The organism is Kothea flammea (genome assembly GCF_052161645.1).
In the GTDB taxonomy this organism is placed as follows: Bacteria; Planctomycetota; Planctomycetia; order Pirellulales; family Pirellulaceae; genus Laterigemmans.
In genome coordinates, this window is record NZ_CP197414.1 from 5,813,302 (window position 1) to 5,825,964 (window position 12,663).

The 12,663-nt window shown below is 53.7% G+C and carries 11 protein-coding genes; 7 read left to right on the forward strand and 4 right to left on the reverse strand.

Annotated features, from left to right (window positions below; all coding sequences use genetic code 11):
- Nucleotides 1-30: 30 nt before the first annotated feature.
- The 4 genes from SH139x_RS21735 to SH139x_RS21750 all read right to left on the reverse strand — a co-directional run bounded on the left by SH139x_RS21735 (nucleotide 31) and on the right by SH139x_RS21750 (nucleotide 6,824).
- A complete protein-coding gene (locus SH139x_RS21735; protein ID WP_488351863.1) occupies nucleotides 31-249 on the reverse strand; it encodes a CDGSH iron-sulfur domain-containing protein in 219 nt (72 codons plus the stop codon).
- Between the two features lie 42 nt (nucleotides 250-291).
- On the reverse strand, nucleotides 292-2,709 hold the full coding sequence (locus SH139x_RS21740) for a PDC sensor domain-containing protein (RefSeq protein ID WP_488351864.1): 2,418 nt from the start codon (nucleotides 2,707-2,709) through the stop codon (nucleotides 292-294).
- Entirely contained in the window at nucleotides 2,706-3,188 is a 483-nt protein-coding gene (locus tag SH139x_RS21745; protein WP_488351865.1) for a chemotaxis protein CheW, read from the reverse strand. The genes SH139x_RS21740 and SH139x_RS21745 overlap by 4 nt, the downstream gene beginning before the upstream one ends.
- A 108-nt stretch (nucleotides 3,189-3,296) precedes the next feature.
- Nucleotides 3,297-6,824, reverse strand: a complete 3,528-nt coding sequence (locus SH139x_RS21750; protein ID WP_488351866.1) for a hybrid sensor histidine kinase/response regulator — start codon at nucleotides 6,822-6,824, stop codon at nucleotides 3,297-3,299.
- Nucleotides 6,825-7,484: 660 nt separating this feature from the next.
- Here SH139x_RS21750 and SH139x_RS21755 point away from each other — a divergent pair.
- From SH139x_RS21755 to SH139x_RS21785, 7 genes are all read left to right on the forward strand, one after another.
- Nucleotides 7,485-8,360 carry a hypothetical protein gene (locus SH139x_RS21755; RefSeq protein WP_488351867.1) on the forward strand — a complete coding sequence of 292 codons (876 nt, stop codon included), beginning with the start codon at nucleotides 7,485-7,487 and terminating at the stop codon, nucleotides 8,358-8,360.
- Between the two features lie 10 nt (nucleotides 8,361-8,370).
- The gene (locus tag SH139x_RS21760) at nucleotides 8,371-9,057 is read left to right on the forward strand and encodes a biliverdin-producing heme oxygenase (RefSeq protein ID WP_488351868.1); all 687 of its coding nucleotides are present in this window, start codon (nucleotides 8,371-8,373) and stop codon (nucleotides 9,055-9,057) included.
- 50 nt (nucleotides 9,058-9,107) lie between these two features.
- The gene (locus SH139x_RS21765; protein WP_488351869.1) at nucleotides 9,108-9,887 is read left to right on the forward strand and encodes a V4R domain-containing protein; all 780 of its coding nucleotides are present in this window, start codon (nucleotides 9,108-9,110) and stop codon (nucleotides 9,885-9,887) included.
- 235 nt (nucleotides 9,888-10,122) lie between these two features.
- A complete protein-coding gene (locus SH139x_RS21770) occupies nucleotides 10,123-11,163 on the forward strand; it encodes a hypothetical protein (RefSeq protein WP_488351870.1) in 1,041 nt (346 codons plus the stop codon).
- Between the two features lie 2 nt (nucleotides 11,164-11,165).
- Nucleotides 11,166-11,372: a hypothetical protein gene (locus SH139x_RS21775; RefSeq protein ID WP_488351871.1), complete on the forward strand. Its 207-nt coding sequence runs from the start codon at nucleotides 11,166-11,168 to the stop codon at nucleotides 11,370-11,372.
- Nucleotides 11,373-11,444: 72 nt separating this feature from the next.
- Complete coding sequence (locus SH139x_RS21780) at nucleotides 11,445-11,942, forward strand: hypothetical protein (RefSeq protein WP_488351872.1); 498 nt, start codon at nucleotides 11,445-11,447, stop codon at nucleotides 11,940-11,942.
- 31 nt (nucleotides 11,943-11,973) lie between these two features.
- Nucleotides 11,974-12,627, forward strand: coding sequence for a hypothetical protein (locus SH139x_RS21785; protein WP_488351873.1), 654 nt, complete (start codon nucleotides 11,974-11,976; stop codon nucleotides 12,625-12,627).
- The last annotated feature ends 36 nt before the right edge of the window (nucleotides 12,628-12,663 follow it).

Sequence of the window (12,663 nt, forward strand, 5' to 3'; positions counted from 1 at the left end):
GTGTGGACTGACTCTTGGGCGTACGGTGGTCTAGATATCATCCAGACCATCGTCATCGTCGTCATCACCATCTTGATTGTGCGCGCCATCGCAAAAGGGTTTCGTCAACGAGCGTCCACAGCCGCAAAACACGTGCATTTTCTTGCGTTTCTCTTTGGCCAGTGGACGGCCGTATTTATCTGTAATCTCCACATCACCTTCGACGATGATCGGCCCTTTGGGGTTACAGCAAATTTTTGTATCACTCATAATTAGTTTTACCTAGTAAAAAATGCGAAGGAAGAAATCTCTCTACTCGAACTGAAACAGGGGTCGAAGGATATGTGCCGACCATCCCAGGCCCTTGTATTCTCGATACCCTTTACTGCGGGACGAGCCGATGATGTAAATCTCATCGTTCATCCGCAGCACGCCCGAAACCGATTGGCCGATTGCCAAGTCGCGGTGCAACTCGGGTAACTCCGGTGTGATCGATAGCGGGATTAACGCCTCGTCAGTCGACTCGATGACTTCCCCTTCGGAATTCGTGTAGAAAGCCACACACCCTTCGATCCGCTTTCCATTACGGTTCTTTGGCAAACAGGTGCGGAGGATCTTGCCCGACTCGGTTACCCAGTCAAACAGACTACCGAGCACACCAACGCACTCGCCTGCACGTGCTCCGTCGCGACGAACAGCCCCGGAATAAATCAGCGATCTGCGAGCACCCCGTTCCAGTTCAGTCTCACCAACGTCCTGCACGGAATATTCTGTGGAGTCCTTGGTTCGCATGGCTCGCACAAACCATGAATGGTCGGCAACTCGCACACCCTGAAAGTCCGGGATCAACTCGGGAGTCGACGCGGTGACGATTCTCCCCATCCGATCTGACAACACCAGATTTCGGTACATAGAGTAGCTACTATTGATGTCTCTCAATCGCTGGGAAGCGGCCGTCAGATTCTCTTCACTAGGATCTTGTAACGCATTCCATAAGTATTGATCAGTCGACCACCATCGAATTGCCGCCGAGCGCTCAAACAAGTTGCGATCAATCAAATCAATTGCTTGCTTAGAGAAAGTCTCCAGTGTTTTTAGGTTCAATAGCAGTTCACCGGAGGCCATTTCCCTGAGCAGCTCCTCCATCTTTGTGGTGGCGAAATCGCCCGTCTCGGTGATTTGATCAAACACCGGAGCCAAGGCCGCTCCACGTTTGCCTAGCTTCGAGGCGAACACAATCCCGTTGAGTGAGATCAGTTTGATTGATTGCTTATCTTCTTGGACTTTAACGTAAGTCTTCTTATTGATCTCCGGGATCAAGCGGGAACGCATCAGTTCGTTGGCGCTGATGCCCGCTCCATCAAAGTCGGCATCACTAGTAAAGATGTCGTCGGTGGGGATCACCAAGTGGGAGCCCCAACCCAAGCCCTCAAAATCAAGGTAACCATCCGACTGGGCGGAGAAGATTGCCGAATGCGTTCCCTCAAACACACCGTACCCGCTGGCCGTTTCTCCCGCCTTCAGGCCACGGTGCGAGCGGGGAAGGTGAGCAAAGGTCCCGGTGGCGATAATCTCCGGATCACTTGAACCGACGACGATTCCATCGCAGTCGGTAAAGAATGAATACCACCCCTCACGCGCGGACCCATGGTTGGTCTGCGGCATGTAGTCTTCAAGAATAATCCGACCTTCTTCCTCCAGGTCAAAGAATGCTCCCATCACGCCAATCGGGACTTCGCCAATATTCCCATCTTTCCGCAACTGCGTGCTGAACACCAAACTATGAGCGGGCGCTATTGCCGATTGCGATGTCTGTTCAATCGCAAAATCACTGCCGTCGTTTGTCTCCTTGGCTGCGTTGAACCACTTCTCCGCGGCAATCGAACGTCCCAACACCTTCGCTCGCGTCTCAGGATTCGCATTCGCCACAACGATACCGTTGCGGGTCGTGATCACCAAGTCCTTGTAGAGAGTGTAAGAACTGCGGATATCTTCCAGACGACGGCAAGCGTGATCGGCTTGCGAATGTACGTCCGCCAAACTCTTTATGACTTTGTTGAGAATTTTGATCGTGGCCTCTTGGCTTTTGCCTTTGCCTAATTGCTCGATTAACGTCTCCACACGCTCATTGAAGTCGTTAAACACGCTCCGATCAAACATCAAATCAAGCTTGCGGCCAAGATACCCGCGAACTTCATCCACATAGGCGCTGATGTCCCGCATCGTCCAATTGGTTTCCAGCGTGGGAACCTCGAACGCGGCGCGCGAAGCGTCCAGATATTCGTTCGACTCGACAAGCAATTTATCGAGACTGCGGCTCGATTTTTGAATCTGCTCCAAACACCGCACGAATACCGTTTCCATTGCCCACCAGCGGACATCACAGGTCCGCTCCAACAGCGTGCGATCAATCAAATTGACTTTGATGTAGGCGGTTGTGCAATAAATCGAACGGCAAAAGTCTTCTTTCGCCTGATAAAATTGGTCAAACAGATTCTTGGTACCCGAATAAAGCTCGGCGGCAAACGTCTCCACCCGAGCCATCAAGTCGGTAATTTGTTCCTGCTCGGTAACCGTTTCGCTGATCTCCGCAGCTGTCGACTTACCTTGATTGCAGATTGGCGCAACGCCGATCAACTCGTTGGTGATCTTTTCGTAAAATTCGCGGTGATCGTTAGTGATCAGCGAGCTAAAAATGCTAAAGCGATTAGGTGCGACTTGCGTACTCATTCGGTTTCCCCCAGTTGTGCTTTCAGAATCGAGTCAATAAGTTTTTTCGGTGAGATCACGGTCACAGTCTTTCCGTCAATCTGGGCCACACCCTCGACGAATTGTTGTGAGACGTGAGCTGGCGCCGCGTGAAGTGTCGCCCGGTCAAAGAGATGGATCGACTTGGTTGAATCGACTTGCAAGACAATCGGTTCATCGAAGGCCGTCAAGCCCAACTCGTGTGCTTCTTCCACCAGTCCCGTGACTGTCTCGAGCAAAATCATTTCGTTGAGCACAGGTTCGATCGGCGGGGCCAACCGCAAGCAAAGACGCATGTTCAAGACCACTGCCGTGCGTCCACGAATGTTAACTAGGCCCTCAATTCGCGGATCGGCCGTTGGCACCAAGGTGACCGGCAACGGGCGAAACAGCTCCTCGACCAACAGCGTTGGTACCCCGAACGTTTCGCCGTCTATTACAAATGTGGAAAGTTGCATCATTCCTGCCCCCGATGTGACCCCAAATCTCAGTCGCGAATTTTGCACCTATTCGATTCATACGACCGCTCAACCGCTAACCGCGGTGATCGGCGAATCGTGGATAGGTTATCAGCGTCGAATCTTCAAACACTCGGCTACCGTGCCGCGAACTTCTCGTTTATCAATTTTGATGACGTAGCGATCGAAGCCCAAATCCAGCCCCTTTTGTCGAAAATGGTCGTCAGACATGGTGGTCAAGGCGACCAGTGGTAGCCGATCAAAGCGGCGGTCGTCTCGTATCCGCGAGGCCAACTCAAAGCCATCCATCCGCGGCATGTTGATATCTGATATGACCAAGTTGAACCGCGTCGGCTCCTGCTGCAGTCTCTCCCAAGCCTCCAGCCCATCATTGACGATCTCGATATCCCACTCGGGCCGCGACATATATTGGGATATTAGCTTGCGGAAAAACAAACTGTCCTCGGCAACTAAAATCTTTGCATTATCAGTAGCCGACTCCTCGGCTTTCAATTTCTCTGGGGCGTGCTTCTCGAAAATGCTGAACAAATCTAATAACATCACCAATTTGTCTTGATGAGTGAATGTGCCGACAACTCCGTTACCGTCGTCCAAGCGAGTCTCGAAAGTCTCGGCAACTTGCAACACGGAGACATCGGTACCCGTAATCAAACCAATCGGATATTCAACGGCCGCCGGACGGATCAAACAATATTCGCGATGCTCTGGCGACAGGGGAGAAATCGGCAGGAACTTATCCAGCCGCATGACCGAAACCGTCTCATTTTTGAACTGACAGAATTCATTTTCGCCGACAACTTTTATATCGCGAGTATCGAGTCGCTCAATTAGTGCGACGAGCTCCAACGGGATCGCAAAGTACTCCCTCTCCGCATAGTTGAATAACAACATCTTCTGCGTGGCTGACTCTTGCTTTCCATCCCAACGATCAACACTTTCACGTTGTCGAGTTGGCTTCTTCTTTTCGCCGAATTCCAAGCCCAGTTTATTGACGATGCCATTGCTGTCCAGGATCAACGCCACTCGACCATCTCCCAGCACCGTATGACCCGAGAAGACGGTGCAGCCCTCCAGCAGCCTGGGCGTGCTGCGGACAATAATTTCCTGCATTCCCTTGACCTGATCGACAATGCAACCAAAGAGATGGGTCCGATACTGGATAATGACCAGACAGGCCTCCGGGTTGTCCGCCTGGTTCGAGCCCGTTTCGTCTTTGGTAATCGCCAAAGCATCACGAAGATCGACCAAAGCTACCAATTGATCACGCAATTGATAGACATCGCGACCGTCAACACGATGCATGCGAGAGCGCGTGTGATCATCGTAGCGAATGATCTCGCTGATCGCCGTCTCGGGAATTGCAAACCGCTCTCTGTCGATTTCGATGATCAGAGCCGCGGTCAGCGACGACGACACCAAGGCCTTGGCCAACGGCAGGCGGGCGGCAAATGTGGCACCCTCACCCACTTTCGTGCGGACTTCCAGCGCACCTCCCACCCCCTCGATGTTGTTTTTCACAACATCCATACCGACTCCTCGGCCGGAAACGTCAGAAGCTTGATCCTTGGTTGAAAAGCCCGCGGCGAAGATCAGCATCACCTTTTCATTTTCAGTCAGACCGGCCGCATATTCCGCGGTAATGACACCCTTTTCAATCGCTTTTTCACATACTTTTTCCGCGTGGATTCCCCGTCCGTCGTCTTGCACTTCAAGAATGATTTCACCACTCTGAATGTAAGATTTCAGGTAAATGTTTCCTTGTCGGTTCTTGCCGGCAGCCTCTCTTTCTTGCGGTGTCTCCAACGCATGATCCATGCAATTGCGAACGAGGTGTGTCAACGGGTCAGCGAAACTCTCCAGAATCGTTCGATCTAACTCGAGATCACCTCCGACGATATGAAACGAGACTTCCTTACCCAGTTTCCTAGCCAAGTCACGCACGACGCGACGGTAACGCTCGAAAAGCGTCCCCGTGGTCTGCATACGGGTTTGGATCACCGTTTCGTGCACGCCGGAAATCGCTTGCGAAAGCGTCTGAAAAGCCGTGCTGCTGGCAAAATTGAATTCGTTCATTAACTGGTTACGTGCCATCACCATGTTGCCGGTCCACTCCAGCAACTCGTGCAAGATGCGAACCGGCACGCGCATCGTTTGGTCGGCGTTGGCAGCCCCGCCCTTGCTGGCACCCGCGCCCCCACCACCACTTGCCCCGCCAGTTGGCGTCGGCTTGGCTGGTGTCGGCTTGGCTGCCACTGGCTTGGAAGCGGCCGGACTTGGTTCAGCCTGCTTTTCCCGCACCGCTTCCTTGGGTGCCGTGGCGTGGGCAACTTTTGGCGGATCACTCGTTGCCTGCCTGGTCGGGCTACCTGAAACCGCAGCTTGCAGATGTGCTGGGGGACCGTCGGCGAGCGCGATAACTTGATCTTCGCCGAGCGAAAAGTGTGACCTCAGCATGTCAGCATCCAAGACCGTCTCAAAGAAAATGGTGCAAGGACCACTTTCGACTGAGTTCAGTTGTTCAACTGGCACGGAGGCATGGAGCACCTTGCCCAGGCTGTTCAAGCCGTCAAGTATACCTTCTTTGGAATCGATCAGCTCATGCAACGCTGACAGTTCCACATTCAGGGCAAAAGCGGGAAACAGCCCCTCGCTGATTTCAGCAGCCCGTTGCCAGTCGGCCAACGTGGCGAGTTGCCCACGAGCCGCACACTGATTTGCGGAGGCTTCACCCAACGCGTGCGCTAACTTCGCCAAGGCGGTGCTGGCATCGAAACTCTGACCCAAGTCAGCTTCAGCTAGCATCGCATTGAGGGCGTCAATTGCCGCTAAGACGGCATCGGTAACCTCAGGACTCGGTTGCCTAGAACCATCTCGCAAACCATCCAACAATGCTTCCGCTCGATGGGCCACGCGGACAAGATTCTCGAGCCCCATGTAGCCGGCGTTTCCCTTGATTGTATGCACAGCCCGGAAAACGCGATTTACCAATTCGCTGTCGATAGTTTCCGCTCCCTCCAGGGAGAGCAGATCTTGCTCGACATCCTGCAACCCTTGCACTGCCTCGCTCACGAACTCCGCCAACAGTTCGGGATCGACCATCTCGGAGTAATCCCCCCCCGGCTCGGCTCTCATTTCCGGCTCGGCGGATGCACTTTCTACAACAGCATGTGATTCGTGATGATCGGGCACTGTCGCGTCTGTCTTGACAGCAGCAGCAACCGGAGCAGGGCTAGATTCTCCTAAAACCTGAGCCAGCTGACTCAACACGGGAGCCGCGTCAAAGTCGCGTCCCAAATCATCAGTCTGTAACATAGCCATCAGCGCATCGTTTGCGTTGAGGACCGCATCGACTGCTTCGGAAGTTACCTGCCGAGTGCCCGAACGAATTCCATCTAACAGTGTTTCGCCGCGATGGGCGACTTGCACCAAGTTATCCAGCCCCATGTAGGAACCAGTGCCCTTGATTGAATGGACCGCTCTAAATATTCGATTCACGAGCTCCACATCACTAGCGCCGCCAGATTCTAACGATAGTAGATCTTGCTCGATATCTTGCAATCCGCGCAAGCTCTCAGAGACAAACTCTGCCAGTAGCTCGGGATCTTGAATATCATCCATGCTGGGATTTCGGAAACGAGTGACTAAATTGAACCGTTATAGCGAAACATCACCGATGCCAATTCCGCCTCAAGGTGGTCGATTTGATGGCCGCTGGTGAAGGTGACCTGAGTAACATTCAGTTGAGTCTGCGAATCGGCGCTGAGATAAAGCCCTGGAATGATCGTCTTGCACAGGGTTGCACCTCCGCATGCGTGACCATTCGGTTTGCGCCGGTTGCGCCGGCAACTTGCTGAAAAAGCTGCACTCCGTAATTCCATTGAGTAGCGAACGGAGTCTCAAAGTTGCCTTTCGCTACGCGAAAGTCCGAGCAAACGCAGCTTTCGCGTTGCGCAAAACAAAACTTATTTTCAAATCGTTTCCGAGTACGTAGCGGCAAGATGTATTGATTGCCGCGAGTTAGTCCCTCGTGATTGCACCCGTCATGCAGCAGTCGCTGGTACAAGCTGCCTAATCAGCAGCCTCAGCATGCACTATGTGCAACCCCGTGCAATGCGCCGGGGGCTGATCCGATAGAACTACGGAATCATGAAAGAAAGGGCGACTATTCTCCAGTGTTTACGCAGCCAGCGCCTGCGACAACGAAATGATGCTGCTTGGGAGTTTTTGGTACCCCGACGCGTCAGCGAGGGAAAAGCCAGCAGCCCTGAGGATGGAAACGTGATACAGCAGACTACAGCCCAAGCGAACGACTCGGCGGCCATGGTGCAGGGCATCGTGGCGGCCCGGTCAAGCCAGGTTACCCAATCACCGCTTACGCCCGGTGACGAAAAATCCGTGGGACCGTACGTGAGCTTGGCGGATTACACTCGCGCGAGATTCAACGACGGTACACATCCTCGCCTTGAGATTCACTCGGCTCAAGTGCCGGAGCCATATCGCCAGCGGCTCGGTGGCAACGGTCGCTTCGAACTAACTTCCGAAAGTTGGCAACTGCGGTCGGCCGGCATTCACTTGGCGACGGCACGCATGGTTGTGATTACGGGAACCAAAACCGAAATACTCAACACTTGGATCTTTCCGACTTGGCCGGAGTCGACTCCTATTTTTGCGGCGGAGCTAATTTCCGTGGGAGGCGCTCCGCGTTTGGCGTTTATAGATATTCAAGCAATCCGAGATCAGCCAACGTCACTCGTCGAGCGGGAAGTCGGTACCCAACTCATGAATTTGGCACAGACTCGCGGCGCCGATCTGAGTGCGACCCTGCGATCTAAATTTTCCCGCTTTAACACTCCGGAAACGCCTCCTGCCTGGGCAATCGATGCCAGCGTGGGCAATTATTTCTTCTTGCGTGGCGGATCAGCGTCAGACTTTAACCTGATTCAATACTGCTATCGCTCGTATTTCGAAACCTACTGCGCTTCAAACCTGCTACCAATCATGCTCGAACTCTCTCGGGCAGACGCTTTGGATCGGCTGTTGAACTATCAACGCCATCACATGAGGCACAGTCCGGGCACTCGCTTCTTGGGCAATCTCTTTGGGGTCGACTGGACCACTGAGTTTCTCACCGATTTCTTGTACACAACTCCTTAGGATGGAAACTATGTTCTCTCAAAATCTTCGCGCGTCCATCTCGGTTCAGCATGAAACGATCGAGAACACTCCGCTATCTCATGCGATCATTCAAGCAAAAATAAGCGTAGTGGAGTACGGCAATTTAATGCGTCAGATGCTGGAGATCCATCGCAGCTTGGAGCAACAGGCAAAGCTAGCTGGATTGAACCAACCACTGTTTGCTCCGAGCATGGTCAGGACACCAACGATTTCGGCAGACTTGACGGCACTCGGTTTCCATGAGGACGACCTTATTGTATTGCCGGCGACACGCCAAGCCATTGATCGCATGCGTCTTGCGGCGGCCGAAAACAGCATGGCATTGCTAGGGGTATTTTACGTGGTAGAGGGCTCGCGAATGGGTTCACTAATGATCGTGAAACCACTCGGTATCGCCTTGAATCGCGAGTTACGCCCGGAAAATGGCCTGGACTATCACTTGGCTGGCGCACGTGAGACGCCGACTCGCTTCCGCACCTGGAAGTCGGTGCTGGACCAGTACGTCATCACTCGAGCAGACCAGCTAGCGGCGACCGTGGCGGCGGCGAACTTTATGAACGACTTGGTCGACATCTATCGTGCAATTCCGGCAAATCCCTCCGTAGCGATTGCGCAACCAACGATGCACCGATTTGAGCGTGCGGAACCACCTCAAGTCAACAGCCGAGCCGGTTGATGCACGCTTCGATTGGATACCTCCTTCATTTAATTCCCTTGGACTAGATCATGTCAGAAGCGGCAACCTCAAACGACGCCTCAAACAGCCGATTTGTCGAATTGCTTTCGGGAACCCCCGAAACAAAATCGGTCATGCGAATCAAGACTGAAAAGGCTGATGACAAAATCAGAGACCACATCCGCATGACACCGGGGCCTCAGCCATACAAGCACAATTATTACACCAGTGATCAATTCTACATTCGCCAGCGTGAACAAGGAATCATCACGAATGTTTACGGCCAGCGGATTCTGCGTGTAACCGAGGACTTTATTACTGGCATCCTAGGTGGCCTGGAAGATGAAGTCGGAGATCGGGCCGCTTGGGTCATGTATCAGGCGGGTTACGAGTGGGGCATGGAAGACATGAAGAACTTCGTCAAACGATCTCAAGCAGAATTTGAGGTCGAGTTTGACAAGATGGGCATGGGCATGATGCTGGAGACTTGGTGGTGGCCGTTGACGATCGAAGGCTGGGGGACATGGCATTATGATTTCCGTGAAGCCCGTCGCGACATGCTGTTTGTCGACCTTTATGAATCGGCAGTTGCCAAGACGTTAGGAGACATTGGAAAAGTTGTATGCTTTTTTTATGCAGGATTATTCGCTTCTGTGTTTAGCATCCTGACTAGAAAAAGCTATGGTTGCGTCGAGATACAATGTTATGCCACCGGAGCGGATCACTGCCGTTTCTTAATCTCTCATGAAGAACGAGTCGACGCAGCTGCTTTTTGGCGTAGCCAAGGCGCGACGGCTAAAGACATCATGAGCAAAGTCAACGACATTTAGTGAAGGTCTTACAGGATGGGCACTGTTGCCGGACAATCGAATAATGCGATGGTGTCATGGGCGCAGACACTGGGATACCTCCGTAGGTTTGGAGCCCAGTCTCTCAGTGACCTGCCGCAATGCGCCAACTGGGAAGCTACCGCCGATTTCAAGTTGGCCCAAACACTTCCTTGGAGCAATTTAACAACTGAACAAGCTGCTGCGGCTACCACGCCGATAGCCGCTGCTGAACCGGTTGCTGCTGCCGAACCGGTTGCTGCTGCCGAACCTGTTGCTGCCGCCGAACCGGTTGCTGCTGCTGAACCTGTTGCCGCTGCCGAACCTGTTGCCGCTGCCGAACCTGTTGCTGCTGCCGAACCTGTTGCTGCTGCTGAACCGGTTGCTGCTGCCGAACCGGTTGCCGCTGCCGAACCGGTTGCCGCTGCCGAACCGGTTGCCGCTGCTGAACCTGTTGCCGCTCCCGAACCTGTTGCCGCTCCCGAACCTGTCGCCGCTGCCGAACCTGTTGCCGCTGCCGAACCTGTTGCCGCTGCTGAACCTGTTGCTGCTGCTGAACCTGTTGCCGCTGCTGAACCTGTTGCTGCTGCCGAACCGGTTGCCGCTGCCGAACCGGTTGCCGCTGCCGAACCGGTTGCCGCTGCCGAACCGGTTGCCGCTCCCGAACCGGTTGCCGCTGCTGAACCTGTTGCCGCTGCCGAACCGGTTGCCGCTGCCGAACCGGTTGCCGCTGCCGAACCGGTTGCCGCTGCCGAACCGGTTGCCGCTGCCGAACCGGTTGCCGCTGCCGAACCGGTTGCCGCTGCCGAACCGGTTGCCGCTGCCGAACCGGTTGCCGCTGCCGAACCGGTTGCCGCTCCCGAACCGGTTGCCGCTCCCGAACCGGTTGCCGCTGCCGAACCGGTTGCCGCTGCCGAACCGGTTGCCGCTGCCGAACCGGTTGCCGCTGCCGAACCGGTTGCCGCTGCCGAACCGGTTGCCGCTGCCGAACCGGTTGCCGCTCCCGAACCTGTTGCTGCTGCTGAACCTGTTGCTGCTACTGAACCGGTTGCCGCCCCGCCCACACCACCAACGCTCTCGATTGAGCAAGCCGATACTTTCACATCAGGCAACAGGCAGCCTGATGTTGCTCCTAGTCGGCCGGCGAAGAAAGAACATCGATCTCAACCTGTTTCGGTGGATCATCAAGCAAGCGGTGCAAGAGCAGCGACGAAACCTCACCAGCACACCGCACAATCGAAACCAACAGCCGCCGCCGCGCGTGCGACCATGCCATTAAGCATGCCAGCCACATCGAACCTTCGCTCGGACGAAGCGACCGAGTATGAAAGGCGTCTTGAGCGGGCGGTTCTCGAACTGAATCTGGAACTGGCTCGAGCAACCAGGGGTGGAAACGCGGGGGAGGACTACGTTCAGTGGCTTTCCGATCGCGTGATCGCTCTCAGCTTAGAGAACATGGATTTACGACGCCTTGTGACACAGCAGTAAACAGCAATCTCGCGCTCGACATTCACCATCAAAACCATTTTTTAAACACCCATGCTCGCGGGGCAAAGCCCAATGAATAATCGCATTCAAAGAATACTGCATGAGAGCGACAGCCGATACTTGACCTCGGGTGAGAAAGAGGAAGTACAAGGGTATCTCACTGAGTTAGGGAAGCGGCTTGAGTTTGCCACGCAGATTGAGGATGCAGAGGATTCGGCGGTTCGCTTTTGCATCGACAATACACGCAAACGCTATCCGAATTTTGATAAATACCATGACAAGGCTTGGGCGAAAGCTTTTCGTGATGTTCAATTGACAACCCGGTATGCCTCCCAGGCAATGCTCTTGGGCGAAACAAAGTTATTAGAAGACAAATTACTGTTTTGGCTGCGAACTATCTTGGCCGGATTGAATTTCACTCCTGAGTTCAACCGGGATACCTACACCTTCCTCAAAGAGGGTTTCCGCCAAAACCTATCTCCAGAAGTGTTCACTGAATTTGAGCGCTACCTAGATTTGGTGATTGATATCATGTCCAGTTTCCCTGAGCCGGCGACTCCTGCCGTCTAGATCACGTCTCGCAGAGCCTGGAGCTTAGGCAATGACAGATACCGCTGAAATTGAATTCAGAGACTACTACACGGAAGCGCTTTATATGACCACCGATCTAGAAACAGGCGTACTTTACAATCGTTCGGGACGCCGCATGATTGCCTTAACCGATGATTTCCTGATTGGTCTGCACAAAGCGCTTGAAGCCGAATGTGGCGAAAAGGCCGACCAAGTGCTGGCAGCTTGCGGCCGCCGCTGGGGCAAAAATTTCGCTGCAGGCTTAGATGATGAATGGTCACAATTTTATGGACAGCCGGCGAAGAACTTTCCCGCAGCCATGTTTCACAGCCTCTTGGTCCAAGAATTCGGCCATAACGGCTGGGGCAACATTCAACTGCATTACGACCACTTTGAGCAGGGAGTGTTGTGGGTATCGCTGGAAGGGGCAATCATGTCCGACATCTATCCGACTCGTTCCGAACGAAACGCTGACGTGCTCACGACGGGCATCCTAGCGGGTATCTTCCAGCACTTTTTTGATCGTGAACTCAATTGTCTGCAAACACAATGCAGCGCTGCGGGTCACGATCTTAGCTGTTTCGTACTAAGCAACCCCGCTCGCATTGATTCCGTTCGGGAATTGGTAACGAACGGGAAACCACACCAAGAGGTCCTTACCCATCTGCATCAGCAATGTGGTTAGGTATTGAGCAAGCGGATTATCAACTTCGTGTTTCCA